This is a genomic window from Gemella morbillorum, from assembly GCF_900476045.1.
Lineage (GTDB): Bacteria > Bacillota > Bacilli > Staphylococcales > Gemellaceae > Gemella > Gemella morbillorum.
In genome coordinates this window covers 450,373-472,319 of record NZ_LS483440.1, presented here as the reverse complement: position 1 = coordinate 472,319, position 21,947 = coordinate 450,373, and the positions used below count along the sequence as shown (strand labels likewise).

Genomic DNA, 21,947 nt, shown 5'->3' with positions numbered 1-21,947 from the left:
TTTTTATTATGCTAATTGTTTTTTTATATTTTTCTTCATATACATATAATATACTAGAACTCCCAGTGCATATGTCCCTAAACCTATTATCCACCCTATCCAAAGACCATCTATGCCTATACCTTTCTTAAACACTAAAAAGTACGCTACTGGAATACCTACTAAATAATAACCGATAAACATCGCTACGCATATAGGTACAACTTTTTTATAGCCACGAAGAACTCCTGCTAAAGCTGATGCAAAAGAATCACAAATTGCAAAACCTATCGCATATAATAATAAATGTGCTGTTAGTGCTATAACGCCTAAATCTTTACTATATAAATATGGAATATTAGCATCGAATATCCAAACAATCAGTCCTGCTAAAAATGCAAAAATCATTCCCATTATTACTCCAAGAATTGTATAACGGCGTGCCATTTTATAATTTTTTGCCCCTACATGATAGGCTACTATTATCGTAACAGTATTTGCTATACTCCCTGGTAAACTATATAAAAAACCTGAGAAATTCAATGCTGCCTGATGCGAGGCTATAATTGTTGTATCAAAACGTGATACCATTAGAGATAAAGTAGAAAATACTACAGTTTCTAGCGCTGTGGCTATAGCTATCGGTACTCCTAGCTTAAATATTTCTCCCCAATGTGAGAATTTAATTCCTTCTTTTTCAAAAATCTTATACTTATTAATTTTTGGGTGCTTTAGTATTAAAAATAAAGCTATGAAGAACAACACCGTATAAGTCAACGATACCGCCATACCATTACCTGCTCCACCAAGCTCTGGCATCCCTAATTTACCAAAGATGAAACCATAAGCTAATAAAACATTCACAGGTACAGAAATTACCATCATTATCATCGATAATCCAGTAAGTCCAAGGCTGTCCATAAAAGCTCTAAGTACAACATATAAAAATATCGGTAAAACTCCTATACTTTCGTAAAATAAGTATTTTTTTGTAACCCTAGCTATGTTTTCATCCATGCCTAACCCATTAACTATGGGCTCTGCTAAAGTATTTAATCCTATAATAAGCATGATACTAATAAAAACTGCAATATATAAAAACTGACGAACTTTCGTTGGGATTTCTTGTTCTCGCCCTTTCCCCATCAATTGTGACACAATCGGAACTATTCCAAGAACTATAGAATTTAGGGTATACATTACAGGATTCCAAATATTAACACCCATGCTAACTCCTGCAAGGTCAGTAGGACTGTAATGACCAGCCATAAATGTTCCTATCATCGATGATGAATAAGATATTATTTGATATATTAGAACTGGCAATAACAATTTAATAAAAATTTTAGACTGTTCTTTTATATTCTCACCTTGATACATAGTTCCTCCTTATTTTATTTACACTTTTATATCATTGTATATCTAGTTATAATTAATTTTCCACAAAAAAAATCCAAAAGTAAATACTTTTAGATATCATCGATTTATACTAATATGCAACTGAGACTTGAATAGATTAGAAAACCGTTAGTTTAATCGACAACTCAACCTCAACAAAAACTTACACCCACAATGACATTACTTAATGCTGCTTCCTTCCGGACCTGACATGGTTCATAAGTATTGCGTCGTAAGATGCCTCAGTCTCAACATTACGTGTTAAACTCGACATTCCCTAGTCTACCCGCATCTCAGTATTCAGCCTTGCTAAAGCGGATTGCAAGTACAGGGCACCGCTAACTCCCCACCTAGCATTTCTTAATTATAGCAAATAAAAAATTAAAAATCAAGAGCTTTACAAAAAAGGTTATAGCTATAAAATATATCTCCTTAGTTACTTTTATCAATCTCTCACTATTTACTCTAATGTATTAATTTATCCAGGTCGTCTATATTTAAAATACAGTCTTCCTCATTAATGACTAAACAAGGTATTCCTATTTGCATACTCCCTTGAATACCTTCAAATGATTTATATGTATCTCTAACATATAAAAATTGTTTCAAATTTTTTAGAGAAGATAATATTTCCACCTCTTCATAGCCTATTTCCAATTCTGCTAGTTTTTCTTTAAATGGCGCTGTATCCGGACAACTCTGTGCATAATATAAAATATTTTTCATAAATCATCTATCCTTCCTTCTGGTTTTAATAGTAAATCTACTTTATATTTTAACACAAAATAAAAATAAGCTCTATATTTTAAATGTCGATTTGAACAAAAAAGTTAGATTAAAAATCTAACTTTTTAGAATTCAAATATTATAGAACTTATTTTTTCCTTTGTATCTTAACTCTTTTTATCGAATCAGAAAATACTGACGCTAAAAGTATCCCCATCGCAATAGCTCCTGCTTGGAGTATAGTTTCTATACCTACTTTAAATGCTACATTGTAGTTTTTTGTAACTAAATTTTGCATAGTATTGTACATACCATACCCTGGCACTAATGGAATCATTCCAGTATAAATAAAGATTGTTGCTGGCATACGAAGTATCTTAGAAATATTTGTCGAAAGAATCCCAACGCATAAAGCACCAAAAAAACTTCCAACTACTACATCTGTTAGTAAATTAACCAATACATATACTAACCATCCTGCTGCTCCAATCATTGAACAGCTCAACAATGATTTTTTAGGAGCATTAAAAAATATTGCAAATGCAAATGTTACAACGAAACCTGCAATAAATTGTATATAAATATTATATTCCATAACCTACTCCTTTATACTACCTTTAATCCCATAATTACCCCTAAGGCAATTGCTGTTGATATAAAAATTGCTGATTGCAGACCTATTATCCCAGATAAATAATCCCCAGCCATAAAATCACGAACCGAATTAGTTACTTGGACTCCGGGAACAAGAGGCATAAGGCTTACTATGATTATACTTACTGGATTATGAATAAATAAAAATTTAGTAAGAATCATCACTAATACCGTAGAGATAAAGGCTCCTAAAAAATTAGTTAAAAAAGATATTATTTTATATCTTCCAATGAACAATAAAAATGCTACTTCTACTGCCATAACTAAAAAGGCTACTATACTATCTTTAAACGTCCCACCAAACATAATTGCAAAAAATGGTGCTGATATAGTCAATGCAGACAATACTGCTAAATTAGAATACCTAGTTTTATTTTTTATATCTTTCATTTTTCTAAAGGCATAATCTAGAGAACATCCGCCCATAACCATTTTTCTCGATAAGTCATTTAATAATGAAATTTTTTCAAGATTTCTATCTCCTAAAACTACTCTTCTCATAGCATTATAGGTCGTATCATCATATACAAACGATACAATTACAAAATTATAGGTAACTAAAATGTTGGGAGCTTTTATATTATCAAATGATTTATAAATTCTATTTACAGTATCTTCTACCCTATAGACTTCTGCACCATAAAACAGCATACTTTTAGCGATTTTCACACTAAAATTCAAAAGTTTTTTTGCATCTTGTTCACTTTGCAATAACTGAATCATCCTTTACCTCCTTTTCCGTTCAAATATACCTTTTATTTTTTAACTTATAACTTCTTCTATTTTTTTAGCCTTAGCTTGTAATTCAAGCACTTTCTCACTTTTTTCTTCTTTAGCTTTTTCCAACTGAGATAAGATATAATTTACTTTATCTAACTCTTGTTTTTGTTTTTTTATAAATAAATCATTTTTTTCTTTTGATAAAAATTTGCCAAAATTCTTTTCATCTTCTGTTAAAGACATCTGCCCATCAGTTGCGACTATAATCTCGTAAATATGCCCATCTTCTTCTATAATGTTTTCTGCAGTAATAGTATAGCCTAAATCTTGTAATTTTTCACGGACAAATCTCTCTCCTAGATTTGGCTGTAATATTAAATTTGGTCTATTAATTAGTTTATCTTTTCCTTTTTCTAAAATATCAGCAATTAGCTTTCCACCCATACCACAAATAGTAATTACTTCTATATTGTCAGCAAGTTCAATCGCGTCTAATCCAGCGGCTTTTCTACATTCAATAACTGCTGATAAACCCTCTTCATTTACATTTTTTATAGAAACCTTATGAGGCCCTTCCACTATTTCCCCGGCAATAGCAAAGTTAATCTTGTTTTCTTTCGCTAGATAAATTGGCAAATAGGCATGATCACTTCCTATATCAGCCAAGCGCTTATCTTCTACATAGCTCGCTACTAATTTCAATCTTTTATTTATTGCTAGCATTTTCATCCTCCTATCTTCTATAATTACTAATCCAAAAAGTCTTTACTAAAACTTGTCGTAATTATTGTTTTTTTCTTTTTAGAATCAAATTCTTCAAAATTTGTAATAATAGTATCTCCAAATTCACTTTTTAATTTTTTTGATAATTTTCTTAATTTTTCTTCTCCTTTATAATCCTTAGAATCAAAAATATCAAGTTGGACTTTTAGTTCTTTCTCTTTTTTTATATCATTTAACGACACTCCTAAAAGTCTAACACCTTTAGAAAAATCATAATGTTCTAACAATAATTCCCATGCATATGTGAAAATTTTGTCAGGTTGATTAATATATTCTGGAATCTTCTTCGATCTTGTTATACTTTTAAAATCGCTAAATTTTATCATAATGGATATATTATTTCCAACATAATCCCTTGTTTGTGCACGATTGCTAACTTTTTTACTTAATTTTTTAATTTCACTAGAAATATCATCTTCTTCAATAAGATCTTGAACAAATGTTTTAGAATTACCAATAGATTTTCTTTCTACAGTATATTTTAATTCTCTATTATCTTCTCCATTAGCTCGTTGTTTAAGTCTTAATCCTTGAATTCCCAAAACACTGTGTAGTATAACTTCATTAGCTTTAGCCATATCTCCTATAGTATTAATCCCAAGTTTTTTTAGCTTTTTAGTTGCAGCTTTCCCACATCCATGCATTTCACCCACATCTAAACCCCAAAGGAGCTTTTTATAATTATTTTTGTTAATAATCGTAAATCCGAGAGGCTTTTTAAAGTCTGAACCCATTTTCGCAAAAAATTTATTAAACGAGACCCCAACACTTGAAGGCATGCCTAATTGTTTATAAATCCTTCTTTGGATAGTTGCTATTGCTTTTACAGGTTCTGGAAAATCACTTAAATCAATATATGCTTCGTCAACGGAAATAACTTCTACTTTTTCTGTATATTGGCGAACTAAATCAAAAATTCTCTTTGATTCTTCTTGATATTTTACCATATCAGGCTTAAGTATTTTTATATTCGGACACAGTTTCCTTGCATCTCCAACACGCATAATTGACTTTACACCTTTATCTCTAGCTTCATAATTGGCTGTAACAATAATTCCATGACGTGTTTTGATTTCTCCAGCAATAGCTAAAGGTTTCCCTTTTAATTCTGGATCATATTTTTCTTCTACACTAGCATAAAAACAATTCATATCTATATGCGCTATTACCTTTGACATCAATCCACCCCCTATTTTTATAATATATTAAGAGCAGGATATTTATATAGCAACTTGCACTACACTATACTCCCGCTCTTATATTTAGTAATTTTAAATCAGTGTAAAATTAACAATTATAATAGGTTTTCTCTTCGTATTATCATATAATAAACTTGATAACATACTTCTAACTTCAGCTTTTATAGCTGCACACTCTCTGATACTCTTAATAGGATTATTCTCTATATACTCTATTATTTTCTCTTCAGCTTCTTTTATAAGCTCCATACTCTTCTTAACATATACAAAACCTTTTGTTTGAATGCATGGACGACCCACCAGAATTTTTTCTTTCCTACTTATAGCATATGAGGCTACAAAAATCCCATCATTTGATAACAGTTTTCTATCTTTAAGAACACTATCTTCAACATCGCCAATTCCACGACCATCTACTAATATATTACCTACTGTAACGTTATTAGGTATTACTTTTGCTCTATTTCCACTAATTTCTAGTGTAGTACCTTTTGCTAGAATATGAATATTGTTAGCCGCTACTCCTGTTTCTGCTGCAATTTCAGCATGTTTACGTAGATTTCTGAATTCTCCTTGAACTGGAACAAAGAACTTCGGCATAAGCATATTTAACATCATCTTCAATTCTTCGCGAGTAGCATGGCTCGCAGCGTGAAGACGTTTTGATGCTGTTACTACATGTGCACCAAGTTTAACAAGAAGATTCAATGTTTGGAACAACATTACTTCCATGTTAGGCGATGGTGTCGCTGCAATCATAATAGTGTCCCCTGATTCTATTTGAATACCTTTAATATTCTTCTCAGCAATGTTCTTCATAGCCTCGATTGGTTCTCCTTGATCACCTGAAGATAGAATACAAATTTCATTTTGTGGATAATTACCAAGCTCATCTACTGTAATTAAGTTTTCATCTTCTATTGCCAAGTAATTCATATTTCTCGCAGTATTAATAGAGTCTTCTATCGCTTCTCCTAGTAATAGAAGTTTTCTGTTTTGTCCTAATGCCGCACGAACTATATGTGAAATTGTTAAGAAATTTGAAGCGTAACAAGTTACGATTATGCGTTTATTCGCTTGATAAAATGCATTATCAATTTGCTCAGCTGCTTCATTTTCAGGTACATTATATCCTTTCATATTAGCGTTGCTAGAGTCACTAAGTAAAGCTAATACACCTTTTTTCCCTAATGTACTAATTTTTACAATATCAGATTTATATTCTTTACTTACAGATTGGTCAAACTTAAATTCCCCAGTATAAACAATATTACCTTGTGATGTTTCTATACAAATACCAAGTGAATCAGGCATAGAGTATGTTGTTTTGAAAAAAGTAATACTCGCACTATTAAAATCATATTTATTATTTTCTTTTACATAGTAAAACTTAATACGACGTTTAATTCCTAAATGTTTTAAATGATTTTTTAATAAATCAATAGTTAATTTAGACCCATAAACTGGACATTTAAGTTTATCTATTATATATGGTACAGCCCCCATAGAACTTACGTGCCCATTTGATAGGAATATCCCTTTTACTTTTTGTTTATTACGAACTAAATAACTAATATCTGGAATTACTGCATCAATCCCTATCATCTCTGTTTCAGGGAACATAAGACCTGCATCAAGCACAAAGATTTCATCAGCTATTTCTATCATATACATATTTTTAGCTACTTCATCCACTCCTCCTAGAGGTGTAATGCAAATTTTAGGAATTAGTTTTTTAACTTTGTTTTCTTTTAAACTTACTTCCTTTTGTATGCTACTTTGATTTTTTTCTATTTTTATATTCTTTTTATTTATGGGTTTATTATTTCTCTTTTGGTGAGTTTTTTGCTTATTATTGCTGTTTTTACTTACTTGGACATTCTTTGCAATACTAATATTATTATTACTCATTATTTCCTCCTTGTTTAATCATACTTTTTACCGGTTCAAAATCTCTTCTATGGATTGGGGTAATACCGTATGCCTTTAACCCTTCCAAATGCTTTTTCGTTCCATAACCTGCATTATTTTCAAAATCATAGTATGGATATTTCTTTGCATATTCTTTCATTAATCTATCACGGTAAACTTTTGCTATAACTGAAGCTGCTGCGATAGAAACACTCTTTTCATCACCTTTTACCATACTAAAGTTAGGTATTGGATAGTTTTCAAAAGGCATTGCATCAATTAATAAAAAATCTGGTCTTACTTTTAATTGTTCTACTGCACGTTGCATCGCAATACGTGCGGCATTATAAATATTATATCTTTCAATTTCTTCATTACTCACTTCGCAAATAGCGTATGCAAGTGCTTCTTCTTTTATTTTTTCAAAAAGTTCTTCACGCTTTTTCTCTGATAATTTTTTTGAATCATTTAATCCTTCGAAATAACTACCTTGTTTTAAAATTACCGCTGCAGCAACAACTGGCCCTGCTAATGGTCCACGCCCTACTTCATCAATACCACAGATGTATTTACATCCTTTATTATAACATTTATTTTCATAAAATGATTTTTTTTCGTACTCTTTTTTATAAAAAAGTTTTTTTTCTTGTTTTTTATCAAAACTTGCCAACAATTTTTGAACACCACTTCTCTCATCATTTCGTAACTGTTCTAAAATTTTTTCATTTGGATTATCTTGTGATAAAATTTCTTTTACTTCATTAATTTTCATCACTAACCTCTTCATTTATCATATCATTATAGTTATCTAATGTAATTAGCCCAAACTTTTGTGTTCTAAAATCTTGAATAAGAAGTTTTATTGTTGAATCATAATCATAATCCCCACCAATTTTTTTGAAACGTTTATCTGCAATTTTTTCCATTATAAAGACATTCTCATCATCAGCAGTAACATCTATTTTATACAGATTTTTCATATTTTCTAAATAACTTTGTTTTAATAATTCTATTAAATACAAACTTACATCATCAAGCGGTGTAATATCATCTTTTATAGAACCAATTAGACTTAATTTCTTACCAATTTCTTGATTATCGAACTTCGGCATAAGAATACCTGGAGTATCTAAAAGTTCTATATCTTTATTAAGTTTTAACCACTGTTGTTTTTTTGTAACACCTGGTTTATTGGCGGTATTTGCTACATTTTTCTTAATTAATTTGTTTATAAAAGTAGACTTTCCAACGTTAGGAACTCCTATAACCATTGAACGAATAGCTCGTGGTTTAATTCCTTTAGCCACTTGTCTTGCAATTTTTTCTGCAAGCTCTTCTTTTGCTTTGTCAATAACTTTATTTAAATTATTACTGTTTTTAGCATCTGTATAAACTACCGTATAACCTTTTTTCTCAAAATAATTCTTCCATTTAGCTGTTTCTGTTCGATCACATAAGTCTATTTTATTAAAAATAATTATCTTCTTTTTATCTTTTACTACTTCATCTAAATACATATTATGAGAAGATAATGGGCAACGAGCATCTACTAATTCAAAAACTATATCTACTAATTTTAATTTTTCTTTTACTTCTCTTGTTGCTTTCGCCATATGCCCAGGAAACCATTGAATTACCATGAAATTTTATCTCCTTTAAATTTACTTTATTTGTTTTTTTTATTAACAATTCTTCAATACTTTTTTAACAGTCCTTTATATTTTACCATATTTTAGTCATTTTTTTTACATAATATGATAGTTTTATGAAATAAAATCATTACTTATTTCTTAAATTTCTTATAGATGATTATAACTACCTCTTATAGAAAACATAATATCTATAGTATAAATTCACACTAATTACAGTAAAAAAGAGAAGTTAAAAACTTCTCTTTTTTACTAACGTTTATCAATTTTTTTAACTACCGTATCTCCTAAAATTTGAATAGCAAAAACGATAACTAGAATTAACACTGTAGCAACAAATGTTAGTGTACTATTATTACGTTGGAACCCATCTAAATAAGCAAGGTTTCCTAAACCACCAGCACCGATAACACCAGCCATCGCTGTTGCACCTACTAAGGCAATAGCTGTAACTGTCAGACCAGAAACAATAGCTGGTAAACTCTCTGGAATTAATACTTTAGTTATAATAGTGATTCTTTTTGCACCCATTGCACGAGCAGCTTCTATAACACCCTTATCAACCTCACGAAGACCTATTTCTACAAGTCGAGCATAGAAAGGTGCTGCTGAAATAATAAGCGCAGGAATAGCAGCTTGAACCCCAATAATAGTACCAATCAAAGCTTTTGTAAAAGGAATTAATAATACTATTAAAATAATAAACGGAATTGCCCTAAAGATATTTACTATCGCCGTTACAACAGTGTAAAATCCTCTACCAAAAATACCTTTACTATTTGAAGTAATATAAAGTAATAATCCTAAAAATAATCCAAGTAAAAATACTGCAATCAATGACTCAAATGTCATAATTAATGTTTCTATTGTTTTTTCTTGAACTTTATCCCAATTAACTCTTGAAAACTCAAACATTATAACACCTCCGTTAAAATTCCTAGCTCATTTAATCTAGTTATTACTTTCTCTACATTTTCGTTACTTCCTATTAGTTGAACAAATAAAGTTCCTATATTAGCATTTGCTGTTTTATCTATATGACCATTGATAATATTAAAATCAAAATCAATTTCTTTTATCAGCATACTAAGAATAGGTTTTTTAGACGTATTATTATCAAACGTAAATTTGATTATTATACCGTCTGTAAATACTTTTTTCCACTCTTCAATATTTTCGCGTTCTTCTATCTCTGAAGCAAATGATGTTTGACTTAAGAATTTTTTAGTAACTTCTTGTGTCGGATGATAGAATACTTCTGATACTAATCCATCTTCAGCTATAGTTCCTCCGTCGATTACTGCTACTTTAGTGCAAATAGTTTTTATAACATTCATTTCATGAGTAATAAGAACTACGGTAATATTAGTTTTTTTATGAATTTCTTTAATAAGATTTAGAACTTCTGCAGTGGTTTCTGGATCAAGTGCACTCGTTGCTTCATCACAAAGTAGTATCGATGGGCGCCCTGCTAATGCGCGTGCAATACCAACTCTTTGTTTTTGCCCACCAGATAATTGAGAAGGATAAGCATTAAGTCTATCTTCAAGTCCTACCAGTTTCGCAAGTTCTTCTACTCTTGCTTTTATTTCTTGTTTTGATTTTCCTAAAATTTCTAATGGGAAAGCTATATTTTCTGCAACTGTTCTACTCCACAAAAGATTAAAGTGTTGGAAAATCATTCCTATTTTTTGGCGTTTCAGACGACGTTGTTCCTCTGTAATTTTATTAAAATCATCACCATCAATAATTACTTCTCCATCTGTTGCAACTTCCAATCCATTTAGAAGGCGGACTAGCGTACTCTTACCTGCACCAGAATAACCAATTATTCCGTAAATATCCCCTTCCTCCACTTTAAGATTAATATTTTTCAATGCATGAACTTTATTATCATATATCTTGTTTACATTTTTTAATTCAATCATGCGCTTCTCCTTTCAATAATTTTCTATTATTTCTAAATAAAAACGCCCTTACTCCTCAACGGAATAAGGGCGTTTTACGCGGTACCACCTTATATTTTACTTACAACTACTGACATAGCTTATCCTATAACGTGGATTCCCGAACAAAGTTTACAATTAATGTTTACCTTATTAACCACTCGAACCATTTTCCTAAATGTCATAATATGTCTTCACAGCAAACGACACTCTCTTTGATTATTTAATCTAGTACTTATACGAGTATTGGTTTTATATTAAACTTAGCTATTAGTATAGCATCATATTTTTTTACTGTCAAGAATTAACTTAAATATTCTTTTAACACCTATTTAAACTAATCTTGGTTATCTACTTTATACTATTTTCTCTTAAGTATTCCCCTACTAAGCGAGCCATATCATCTAGAAGATCATCTAGTTCCTCCCAGTTTTTTACGGTTGCTCCACTTGCTAAAGGATGCCCACCTCCTGCATATTTTTCTGCAAGAGTATTAATAACAGGACCTTTTGAACGAATTCTTACACGCACTTTGTTTCCTTCATCAATTGCAAAGCACCATGCGTAAAGTCCTTCAAGACTTCGTAGTAGATTTACTCCAGTAGAAACTTCTCCTGGATCAACTCCATACTTATCCATATCTTCTTTCGTGATTTTCAAATAAGCTACACCATCTTGATATACATCATATTTTTCAAAAATAAATGCTCTAAAACGCATAAGATTTTCACTAATAATCTCCATTTTATCCAAGAGTTCACTCATGTTAAAGTCATATTTTATAAGTTCAGATGCCACTCTCAATGTTTCATTAGATGTATTCGGGAATAAAAATCTACCTGTATCTCCAACTATACCTAAATAAAGTAATTTTGCCGCTTCATCATTTAGTTTAATATCATATTTTTTATTTAGATATGTATAAAAATTATAAATAAGCTCACTACAAGACGAAACCTCAGCATTAACTAAATTAATATCTCCATAATTATCCAAAGGTGGATGATGATCTATTTTTATTAAAAAGTTATTTTTTGTAAATAGTTTCCCATCTATTCTAGGAAAGTTAGCTGTATCCGTTATTATTACCAAAGCATCTTTATAGTCATCTTCTACAACTTCACTATTTTCAAACAGAAAACACAGTGACGGTGAATCTTTTCCTACTGTAATAACTTCTTTTTCAGGAAAGTTAGTTTTTATAAGTTGGTACATCGCACCTTGTGATCCATAAGCATCTGGATCTGGTCTTTCATGACGATGAATAATTATTTTTTTACTTTCTTTTATTTTTCGAAAAATTTCTTCATATAGATTTTCATAAGTTTCTAACATTTAGCTTCTTCTTTCTACTAGTTTCTTTGGAATACTTGACAAGTTACCATGGCCTTAGCTACTAATTCAGTTTTATCAAATACTTCTACATCAAATTTGGCAGTTTTTCTACCTATATCCAAAATATTAACTTTTGTTGTCACTGTACGATCTAACGGAACTGATTTCAAGAAATACAATGAAACATTTTGCATAAGAACTTCACTTCTATTATAGTTGTAACTTGTTATATGAATTGATTCATCGATAATACTTAATAGTGCTGAGCTAGAGAAAGTACCGAACTGATCTAGCATTTGAGGAATAATTTTAACTTGCAGCCCATCAGCTCTTGGTACAATACCTTTACGCATAATTTCATCAAAAGTATCGTTGTTATGTCCTTCTTGGAATCTATTACTAGTTAATAATGAATTAATTACTAATTTTCTAGTTACTACTCCTAGTAATGTGTTTTTTGCATCAATTACAGGCATAAGTTCAAATCCTTCTAATAGCATAGTATTTGCTACAGAAGAAATAGGGGTATCTAATGTTGTTGTAGAAACCTTACGTTCCATAACTTCCTTAATTAATGCATCTTTATCTTTCAAGAATACATCACGAGCAGTAATAATACCAACTAATTTTCCATATTCATTGACAACTGGATATCGTGTATGTCCTACTTTCAATTGAAGATCATACCAATCTTTTACTGTATTATTAAGATTTATTGTATATAAATTCTCTACTTTTATATAAATACTTTCTACTGTTATAATGTCACGTTTAATAATTTGATCATTTGTTACCCTATTAATTAAATGCGTTACAGAAAAAGTATCGTGTGGTGTAATAATTAATGGAAGATTTTTACTATCTGCTAATGATTTTATATTATCATTTGGAATATATCCTCCTGTTACTAAAATAGCACAGCCTTTTTCCAATGACATTTCAATAATTTTTGGACGATTACCTATTATTAATAATGTCCCTTTTCTTATATGTTTTCCTACTTGTTCAGAATCCATAGCTCCAATCGCAAAATCTTGAACTATTTCATGAATTCCACCACGTCCTGCTATTAATTGTCCACTAACTATATTTACTATCTCAGAATAAGATAATTTTTCAACATTATCACGTTCTTTTTTCTGAATACGCACTGTTCCAACACGCTCTATTGATGATACAAATCCTCTATTTTCTGATTCTTTAATGGCTCTATATGCTGTTCCTTCACTAACTTTCAATTCTTTTGCCACTTGACGAACTGAAATTTTGCTTCCTATCGGTAAACTTTTTATATACTCTAATATTTTCTGATGTTTCGATTTCACAATTTTTCCTCCTTTTTTATTATAATACAAACTTTTATTTTATAACACTTTACTACTATAAATAATTATATACTTTTTAAGGCTCTATTTCAAGCATAAAAACGACGAAATTTAAGTTGTATTGCTTACATTTCATCGTTTTAAAGAGTTTTATTTTTAGAAGAATAATTTATATTAGTAGTATAAACATTATTCCCACTTTATATTATTACAGCAATGTTTTTACTTTTCTTCTATAACACCTTTATAGATTTTTTAAAAATTATATTACTACTTTCTACCAGCTGGTAGTTTTTTAGCATACCCTTCTTTAGTCTCTTGTTTAGCTCGAGCAATTACTAGTGAATCTGCTGGAACATTTTTAGTAACAGTAGAACCTGCTGCTATAACTGCACCATCTCCTATTTCAAGTGGAGCTATTAAATTTGAATTACATCCTATAAAAGTATTACTACCTATTGTAGTTTTATATTTATTTTTACCATCATAATTTACAGTAATTGTACCACAACCTATATTTGTGTTAGCTCCGACAGTAGTATCTCCAAGATAGCTTAAATGGGCTGTTTTAGAGCCTTCTCCATATACTGTATTTTTCAACTCTACAAAGTTTCCTACTCTAACATTTTCACCAAGCTCACAATTATTTCTAATATGAGAATATGGTCCTACACTTGTTTTATCACCAATTTTTGAATCTCTAATAGTTGAAGATAAAACTTTCACACCATTACCTATAACTGCATTTTCTAAATATGAATTAGGCTTTATTTGACAATCTTCTCCTATAATTGTATTCGATTTAAGTGTCACATTCGGGTAAATAGTAGTGTCTCGTCCAATAATAACATTAGGCGCTATATAAGTATTAGCAGGATCTACCAGCGTAACCCCCGCTAACATATGCCTTGTATTGATTCTATTACGCATTACATTTTCTGCATAAGAAAGTGCCACTCTATCATTAACTCCAAATGTTTCGTCAAAGTCATCACATAAATAAGTTTCGATAATTTCTTTTTGTTCACGAACTAAAGCAAGTACATCTGGCAAATAATATTCCCCTTGCTTATTATCATTTTTTACCTTTTCAAGCATTTCAAATAGTAGTTTGTTATCGAAACAGTATATCCCTGAATTAATCTCTTTTATCTGTTTTTCTTTATCAGTTGCATCTTTTTCTTCAACAATTTTCACTAATTTTCCGTTAACATCTCGAATGATTCTTCCATAAGCAAACGGATCATCAGCAATAGCAGTTAGAACCGTTGCCTTTGCATTACTATTTTCATGATGATCTAACATACTATTTATTGTTTCAGGACGAATAAGTGGAGTATCTCCATACATGACTATAGTTGTTCCTTCTTTATCAGCAAGCTCACTTTTTGCCATTTTTACCGCATGTGCTGTTCCTAACTGTTCAGCTTGAAGAACAAACTTAGTTCTATCGCCTAATACTTCTTTAACACGTTCAGCTCCATGCCCAACTACTGTAATTACTTCTTGCATCTCTAAATCACTCAAACTATCCAAAACAAGTTCTACCATAGTTCTATCACAAACTTTATGCAATACTTTATATAATTTTGATTGCATTCTTGTACCTTTTCCAGCTGCAAGTATTACCGCATATCTGTTATTGCTCATTAATTTTATCCTCTTTCTCTACTTGTCTTAATTTTTCTATTACATTTCCTAACTTAACATCAAAAGTTCCCTTAAATTCATCAATATTATCAATTTTTGATAAATATAAATAATCATCTTCGTGTTCTCTTGGTGAATCATAACATTGCGTTATTATTACCTTTCCTACTACAGTCACGTCAAATTCATTCATAAGACTTTCCATCCCAGTAAGCACTCCACCACCACGCATAAAGTCATCTACTAACAAGACTTTCGAGTGGCTTTCTAAACTCCTTTTAGATAAAATCATAGTTTCTATTTTTTTTGTTGATCCTGAAACATAGTTTATCGCAACTGTCGTTCCTTCTGTTACCTTATTGTCACGTCTTATAGTGATAACCGGTTTATTTAAAATAGATGCTATCGCATAAGCAACTGGAATACCTTTTGTAGCAACAGTAACTACCGCATCAATTTCTTTATTTTTGTAAATAGTCGCTATAACACGCCCTAATTTATTCATAAGACTAGGATTTCCTATTATATCAGACATAAAGATATAGCCACCAGCAAGCAGGCGACTTCCATCATTGATTTTATCTATAAACTCATTAAGAATAACCTTAGCATCTTCTTCTACTAATGTTGGTGTAAAAATAACTCCTCCACTAACACCAGCAAGCGTTCTAACTTCACCAATATTTTCTTCTTTAAACCCATTTTTTATAATATGGATATCTTCACTGATTGAAGATTTTGCTTGGTTAAACTTTGAAACAAAATATGTCAAAGGTATTAGCTTATTTGGATTATTTAATAAATACTCCGTCATTACTACTATTCTTTCGCTTCTCTTTAATTTCATCTTCTGCTCCTTGTAAAACATATTTCACACGAACTACGATATAATTCTATAAAATTTAGATTTTCAGTATTAATTCGTATATTATACCTATATAATACCATTATCGTTCGGATTAGTAAAGAGAAACTCCTTTTTTCTATACTAAAATCAGTTGTTTCGTCCTTGATTTTCGCAAAAAACTTACTTTTATAAAAAACAAATAAAGAAACTCTTCTAAATTATTCTTCTAGAGACTCAGCATAGTTCCCCCAAACCTCTAGGTATTCTGCTGTTTCCCCAGACTCTCTTCTCCCAAAAAAGACAGTGAAAATTTTACCAAACCACCCTGGATAACCCTGTATCCTTATAATTTGCGTCCTATTATCCCCTAAGTCTAAAACTTTGCATATAAGTATAGATTTCAATGGTTTGTGCTCAGCGTGTATTTCCACAGTCATATTTTCTTCATCTATACTATATAATTCACAATCCATTACTACCCCTTCCTTAGAAGTTATATTATATTTTCTTCCAATTTCAAAAAAATCAGTATCCATTGAATAGGAAATTCCACTGTTTGTAGATAGATCCGGCAACCATTTATTCATCTCTTTTAATGCTTGCCAAGCAGATTCTGAACTAACATTTAATATTTTATCCCTTTGATACATTTTCATTATATTTCATCTCCATCCTTTTTATTTAGTGTATATAATTCATATTATTGCCTCAAATTTATTATACAAACCACACTAAAATTTAGCAATATTAATTACGTCTGTATTTGCAATCAAAACAATTTTTCTCTATTACTTTACTTTCATCTGAATTTCTTGTAACAACTATACTATAATTAAAGCAAAACCTTGACTTATATTCCTTTATATAGTAATATTCATTTATAAATAAAGAATAAGGAGTTTATTTTTTTATGAGAAAATATTTTGGAACAGATGGTATTCGTGGCGTCGCTGGCGAATCACTTACCTCTGATTTAAGCTTTAAAGTAGGAAAAGCCCTTGGTAAACTACTTACTGAAAAAAAAGAGCGCCCAAAAGTAATAATTGGTAGAGATACTAGAATTTCTTGTGACATGATTGAATACGCCCTAACAGCAGGACTAACAAGTGTTGGTGTAAATGTTATGACTGTAGGAGTTATCCCTACACCAGCTATAGCATATTTAACTAAAACTATTGAAACTGATAGCGGAATTATGATTTCTGCTTCACATAACCCATATCAAGATAATGGAATTAAAATTTTTGGTCCAGATGGATTTAAACTTACTGATGAACAAGAATTAGAAATTGAAACTCTGATTGACAATTCAAACGAAATAGCGAATGCTAGCTACGATAGAATTGGTAAATTATATTCAGGTAGCGAACTTAGTCAAAAATATATCCACCATATAAAGCAATCTATTTCAGGTGACCTTTCTAACCTTAATATTGCACTTGACTGTGCTAACGGTGCTACAACGGGGGTTGCTCCATTCTTATTTGGAGATTTGGAAGCTGATATTGAAACGATTGGGTGTACGCCTAATGGTATTAATATCAATGAAAATGTTGGATCTACGAAAATTAATACCCTTGCTAACTTTGTAAAAGAAAACAACGTTGACGTTGGCTTTGCTTTTGACGGGGATGGTGACCGCGTATTAGCAGTAGACGCTAACGGAAATGTTGTCAATGGGGATAAGATTATGTTTATCCTTGCTAAACACCTTAAAGAAAAAGGTGAACTTAATAACAATATGGTTGTTTCAACAGTAATGAGTAATATTGGCTTCTATAAAGCTATAGAAGAAAATGGTCTGCAATCTGTAAAAACTGCGGTTGGAGACAGATATGTTGTTGAAGAAATGAGAAACAATAACTACTCTCTAGGTGGAGAGCAATCAGGTCACATCATCTTGATGAACTACGCTACTACTGGAGATGGAATACTAACAGCTGTTAAACTAGCTGATATTCTAAAGACTTCTGGAAAAACTTTAGAAGAACTTGCTAATGAAGTAAATATTTACCCACAAAAACTAGTTAATATAAAAGTACTAGATAAAAAATTAGCAATGGAAGATCAAGACATTCTTGAAGAATGCGCTAAAGTAGAAAAAGAACTTGAAGGTAATGGTCGTATTTTATTACGTGCCTCAGGTACTGAAAATCTAATTCGTGTTATGGTCGAAGCTAGCAGTGATGAACTTACAGATAAATACTGTGAACAAGTCGCACAAATAGTTCGTGAAAAATACGAAGTCAAATAGTTATTGAAAAAATTTTAATATATACATAAAAACAAATATAACGAGATACGGATATTTCGCTATATTTGTTTTTATAATTCTCATATACTTTAAATTAAAATATTTAATTATCTTTTTTATTATCAGTTTTTTTATCTTTTGAAATGATATTTTTCACTTAATTTTTTTTGTATATTATATACATTATCTTGTATATTTCTATCTTCATTATTATCTTAATAATTTCCTAATATCAAAGATATATTTAAATATAAAGTTTTCTTTTTCGAAAGAAATTACTCTTAAACAGTAAACTAATACACCTCCTATATTTACTGTAATATAGGCACTATTTATATTTTTATTATAAGTAAAATAGTAACTATTCTCAAAATATTAATTTTTTTATGTAAAAATTTAATTATCAATATTTTTTTAAAAAAAATTAATATATTTAGAAATAATTTTGATTTTTCTCTTGTTTTTTGTATATACTTCTGATATACTTATAAGTGAAGTAATGTTATATTACTTCATATGTTCTTTTATTATAAGTCTCCCTAGCTTATAATAAAGACTTTTCATATTTACTCCCTTATTTCTACCTTACAATATTTTTTGTAAGGTAGGTTTTTTTATTTTAACCACTTTTCCCCTCTACTATTACTTGCATTTTTATTATAATATACACTTTGCTTCAAGATATTTTTTTGCTTATACGCAACATTCCTCTTGACTTTTATTGTTTCCTAAGGTAAACTTTAGTGTAGATAGAAAAGAATGGACGTGGGTCATATGATTAATATAACTAATCTAAGTGTTCGATATAAAGATACACTTGCTATTGATAATATAAATTTACAAATAGATAAGCCATCTATCATAGGTATTATTGGTCCTAATGGTGCTGGTAAGTCAACCCTAATAAAAGCTATTTTGAATATTATTCCTTTTGAAGGTACAGCAGAAGTTGATAACAAAATATCAAAAAATGCACTGAATAATATTGCATATGTAGAACAAAAAATAAACATTGATTATAATTTTCCTATTAAAGTTAGGGAATGTGTGTCACTTGGCGTTTACCCAAAAATAAAATTATTTCACAAATTAAAAAAAGAACATTGGAAAAAAGTTGATGATGCTCTTAAGTTGGTTGGATTAGAAGAATTTTCACATAGACAAATCAGTGAATTGTCAGGTGGACAATTTCAACGTGTTCTTATCGCTCGTTGCTTAGTACAAGAAGCTAAGTACATCTTTTTAGATGAACCTTTTGTTGGAATAGATTCTGTTAGTGAGGAAATCATTATGGATACATTGAGAAAACTAAAAGAAAAAGGACACACTATTTTGATAGTACACCATGATCTTCGTAAAGTTCACATGTATTTTGATAATGTTCTGCTTATCAATAAAGAACTAATTGCCTATGGAGAGACAAAAGAAACCTTCACAAGAGAAAATTTAACAAAAGCTTATGGCACAGATTTATTCTTCCTAGGGGGTGGTACTAATGATTAAAGAATTCATTGATGGGCTTTATAACTTTCATTTTTTACAAAATGCACTTATTACCGCAATTATCATTGGTATTGTCGCTGGTGCGGTAGGATGTTTTATCGTCCTTCGCGGAATGAGTTTAATGGGAGATGCTATTTCCCATGCTGTCTTACCAGGGGTTGCAGTTTCTTACATACTTGGTATTGACTTCTTTATCGGAGCTATAGCTTTTGGTTTACTTGCTTCGATTATTATTACCTTTATCAAAGGAAACTCAATTATCAAAAGTGATACTGCCATTGGAATAACTTTCAGTTCTTTCTTGGCACTTGGGGTTATTCTTATAGGTGTTGCAAACAGTTCTACCGACTTATTCCACATATTATTTGGTAATATTCTAGCTGTACAAGATATTGATATGTATATTACAATCGGAGTTGGAGTTTTTGTCTTACTTGTCATTAAACTATTTTTTAAAGAATTACTTCTTACTTCGTTTGATGAGTTATTGGCTAAAGCTATGGGAATGAAAGTTAACTTTTATCATTATTTACTTATGATACTTTTAACATTAGTTTCCGTTACAGCTATGCAAAGTGTTGGTACTATTTTAATAGTGGCTATGTTAATCACACCAGCTGCAACAGCGTATTTATATGCTAACAGCCTTAAAACAATGATATTCTTATCATCTACTATTGGAGCAGTTTGCTCAGTATTAGGTTTGTTTATTGGATACTCATTTAATATCGCTGCTGGTTCTAGCATTGTTTTAACACTTGCAACAGTATTTGCTATAAGTTTCTTTATAGCGCCTAAGCAAAAATTTATAAAACATAAAAAAAATAACTAAGTTCATAAATATACAACTTACTTTATGTTAAATTAAAGATTAAAATGATACTTAGTAGTCATTTTAAAAATTAAAGTAATATTCCCTAAAATTATTTTACAAAATAAAATTACCTAAATATAAAATACTTCTGAAATAATTAATAATTTTAGGGGAAATTATTATAATCTTTTCATCCGATAATAAGTATCATTACGAAATATCTTATACATGAAGTAAGCTATAATGAAAAAAATTATTAAATAAGGAGGCCTATAATATGAAAAAATTAGGTTTTAAGAAATTAGGATTTTTATCACTAATTTTTATGTTAGCTGTTGGACTATTCGCTTGTTCTAATGCTAATAAAAATTCAAATACAAGCGAAAAACTTAAAGTTGTGGCGACTAACTCTATTATCGCCGACATCACTAAAAACATTGCAGGTGATAAAATTGATTTACACAGTATAGTACCTGTTGGACAAGATCCACATGAGTACGAACCACTACCTGATGATGTTAAAAAGACTTCACAAGCTGACCTTATATTTTATAATGGTATTAACTTAGAAACTGGTGGAAATGCTTGGTTCACTAAATTAGTACAGAATGCTAAAAAAGAAGAAAATAAAGATTATTATGCCGTAAGTGATGGAGTTGATGTTATTTATCTTGAAGGGCAAAATGAAAAAGGTAAAGAAGATCCACATGCATGGCTAAATCTTGAAAATGGTATGATTTATGCAAAAAATATTGCTAAACAACTTAGTGCGAAAGATCCAAAAAATAAAGACTTCTATGAAGCTAATCTAAAAAAATATCTAGAAAAACTAGAAGCATTAGATAAAGAAGCTAAACAAAAATTCAACAATATTCCAAAAGAGAAAAAAATGATTGTAACTAGTGAAGGATGCTTCAAATACTTCTCTAAAGCTTACAACGTACCTTCTGCATATATTTGGGAAATTAATACAGAAGAAGAAGGAACTCCTGATCAAATTAAAGCATTAGTTGAAAAACTACGTAAAACAAAAGTGCCTTCTCTATTCGTTGAAAGCAGTGTTGATGAACGTCCAATGCAAACAGTATCAAAAGATACTAATATTCCAATCTTTGAAAAAATCTTCACAGATTCTATAGCAGAACCAGGTCAAAATGGTGACAGCTACTACAATATGATGAAATGGAATTTAGACAAGATTGCTGAAGGGCTTTCTAAATAATTAACTTCCCCAGAAAAAATTCTCCTACAAAA

General features: G+C 30.3%; 20 protein-coding genes and 1 other RNA gene. 4 read left to right on the top strand and 17 right to left on the bottom strand.

Features of this window, described 5'->3' with window-relative positions:
- Positions 1-6: 6 nt before the first annotated feature.
- The 17 genes from DQN46_RS02245 to DQN46_RS02165 all read right to left on the bottom strand — a co-directional run bounded on the left by DQN46_RS02245 (position 7) and on the right by DQN46_RS02165 (position 16,772).
- Positions 7-1,359 (bottom strand): MATE family efflux transporter, encoded by a 1,353-nt coding sequence (locus tag DQN46_RS02245; protein WP_111742862.1) that lies wholly within the window; start codon positions 1,357-1,359, stop codon positions 7-9.
- Positions 1,360-1,471: 112 nt separating this feature from the next.
- Positions 1,472-1,736: signal recognition particle sRNA large type (gene ffs / locus DQN46_RS02240), an RNA gene on the bottom strand.
- Positions 1,737-1,842: 106 nt separating this feature from the next.
- Positions 1,843-2,103, bottom strand: a complete 261-nt coding sequence (locus DQN46_RS02235; protein ID WP_004632892.1) for a hypothetical protein — start codon at positions 2,101-2,103, stop codon at positions 1,843-1,845.
- A 148-nt stretch (positions 2,104-2,251) separates the two neighbouring features.
- Complete coding sequence (locus tag DQN46_RS02230; RefSeq protein ID WP_004632894.1) at positions 2,252-2,698, bottom strand: threonine/serine exporter family protein; 447 nt, start codon at positions 2,696-2,698, stop codon at positions 2,252-2,254.
- 11 nt (positions 2,699-2,709) lie between these two features.
- Positions 2,710-3,480 carry a threonine/serine exporter family protein gene (locus DQN46_RS02225; protein WP_111742861.1) on the bottom strand — a complete coding sequence of 257 codons (771 nt, stop codon included), beginning with the start codon at positions 3,478-3,480 and terminating at the stop codon, positions 2,710-2,712.
- 39 nt (positions 3,481-3,519) lie between these two features.
- The gene (locus DQN46_RS02220) at positions 3,520-4,200 is read right to left on the bottom strand and encodes a tRNA (adenine(22)-N(1))-methyltransferase (RefSeq protein WP_111742860.1); all 681 of its coding nucleotides are present in this window, start codon (positions 4,198-4,200) and stop codon (positions 3,520-3,522) included.
- A gap of 26 nt (positions 4,201-4,226) precedes the next feature.
- Entirely contained in the window at positions 4,227-5,438 is a 1,212-nt protein-coding gene (locus DQN46_RS02215; RefSeq protein ID WP_111742859.1) for a DNA polymerase IV, read from the bottom strand.
- A 93-nt stretch (positions 5,439-5,531) separates the two neighbouring features.
- Positions 5,532-7,370 (bottom strand): ribonuclease J, encoded by a 1,839-nt coding sequence (locus DQN46_RS02210; RefSeq protein ID WP_111742858.1) that lies wholly within the window; start codon positions 7,368-7,370, stop codon positions 5,532-5,534.
- Entirely contained in the window at positions 7,363-8,142 is a 780-nt protein-coding gene (locus DQN46_RS02205) for a ribonuclease HII (protein WP_111742857.1), read from the bottom strand. The genes DQN46_RS02210 and DQN46_RS02205 overlap by 8 nt, the downstream gene beginning before the upstream one ends.
- On the bottom strand, positions 8,132-9,010 hold the full coding sequence (gene ylqF / locus DQN46_RS02200) for a ribosome biogenesis GTPase YlqF (RefSeq protein WP_111742856.1): 879 nt from the start codon (positions 9,008-9,010) through the stop codon (positions 8,132-8,134). Before ylqF ends, DQN46_RS02205 begins: the two co-directional genes overlap by 11 nt.
- Positions 9,011-9,271: 261 nt before the next feature.
- The gene (locus DQN46_RS02195; RefSeq protein ID WP_004632908.1) at positions 9,272-9,934 is read right to left on the bottom strand and encodes a methionine ABC transporter permease; all 663 of its coding nucleotides are present in this window, start codon (positions 9,932-9,934) and stop codon (positions 9,272-9,274) included.
- Positions 9,934-10,947: a methionine ABC transporter ATP-binding protein gene (locus tag DQN46_RS02190; protein ID WP_004632909.1), complete on the bottom strand. Its 1,014-nt coding sequence runs from the start codon at positions 10,945-10,947 to the stop codon at positions 9,934-9,936. The genes DQN46_RS02195 and DQN46_RS02190 overlap by 1 nt, the downstream gene beginning before the upstream one ends.
- A gap of 369 nt (positions 10,948-11,316) precedes the next feature.
- The gene (locus tag DQN46_RS02185; protein ID WP_111742855.1) at positions 11,317-12,300 is read right to left on the bottom strand and encodes a DHH family phosphoesterase; all 984 of its coding nucleotides are present in this window, start codon (positions 12,298-12,300) and stop codon (positions 11,317-11,319) included.
- Positions 12,301-12,317: 17 nt separating this feature from the next.
- Positions 12,318-13,625 carry a DRTGG domain-containing protein gene (locus DQN46_RS02180; RefSeq protein ID WP_004632914.1) on the bottom strand — a complete coding sequence of 436 codons (1,308 nt, stop codon included), beginning with the start codon at positions 13,623-13,625 and terminating at the stop codon, positions 12,318-12,320.
- A 270-nt stretch (positions 13,626-13,895) separates the two neighbouring features.
- Positions 13,896-15,275: a bifunctional UDP-N-acetylglucosamine diphosphorylase/glucosamine-1-phosphate N-acetyltransferase GlmU gene (gene glmU / locus DQN46_RS02175; protein WP_111742854.1), complete on the bottom strand. Its 1,380-nt coding sequence runs from the start codon at positions 15,273-15,275 to the stop codon at positions 13,896-13,898.
- Entirely contained in the window at positions 15,265-16,122 is an 858-nt protein-coding gene (purR, locus tag DQN46_RS02170; protein ID WP_111742853.1) for a pur operon repressor, read from the bottom strand. Before purR ends, glmU begins: the two co-directional genes overlap by 11 nt.
- 218 nt (positions 16,123-16,340) lie before the next feature.
- Entirely contained in the window at positions 16,341-16,772 is a 432-nt protein-coding gene (locus tag DQN46_RS02165) for a hypothetical protein (protein ID WP_197712520.1), read from the bottom strand.
- A 260-nt stretch (positions 16,773-17,032) separates the two neighbouring features.
- On the opposite strand from DQN46_RS02165, the gene glmM reads away from it, so the two are divergent.
- The 4 genes from glmM (at position 17,033) to DQN46_RS02145 (ending at position 21,915) form a co-directional block, all read left to right on the top strand.
- Complete coding sequence (gene glmM / locus DQN46_RS02160; RefSeq protein ID WP_111742852.1) at positions 17,033-18,376, top strand: phosphoglucosamine mutase; 1,344 nt, start codon at positions 17,033-17,035, stop codon at positions 18,374-18,376.
- A gap of 774 nt (positions 18,377-19,150) precedes the next feature.
- The gene (locus DQN46_RS02155; RefSeq protein ID WP_111742851.1) at positions 19,151-19,879 is read left to right on the top strand and encodes a metal ABC transporter ATP-binding protein; all 729 of its coding nucleotides are present in this window, start codon (positions 19,151-19,153) and stop codon (positions 19,877-19,879) included.
- Complete coding sequence (locus DQN46_RS02150; RefSeq protein WP_004632925.1) at positions 19,872-20,711, top strand: metal ABC transporter permease; 840 nt, start codon at positions 19,872-19,874, stop codon at positions 20,709-20,711. Before DQN46_RS02155 ends, DQN46_RS02150 begins: the two co-directional genes overlap by 8 nt.
- A 307-nt stretch (positions 20,712-21,018) precedes the next feature.
- Positions 21,019-21,915 carry a metal ABC transporter substrate-binding protein gene (locus DQN46_RS02145; RefSeq protein ID WP_269460546.1) on the top strand — a complete coding sequence of 299 codons (897 nt, stop codon included), beginning with the start codon at positions 21,019-21,021 and terminating at the stop codon, positions 21,913-21,915.
- Positions 21,916-21,947: the final 32 nt, after the last annotated feature.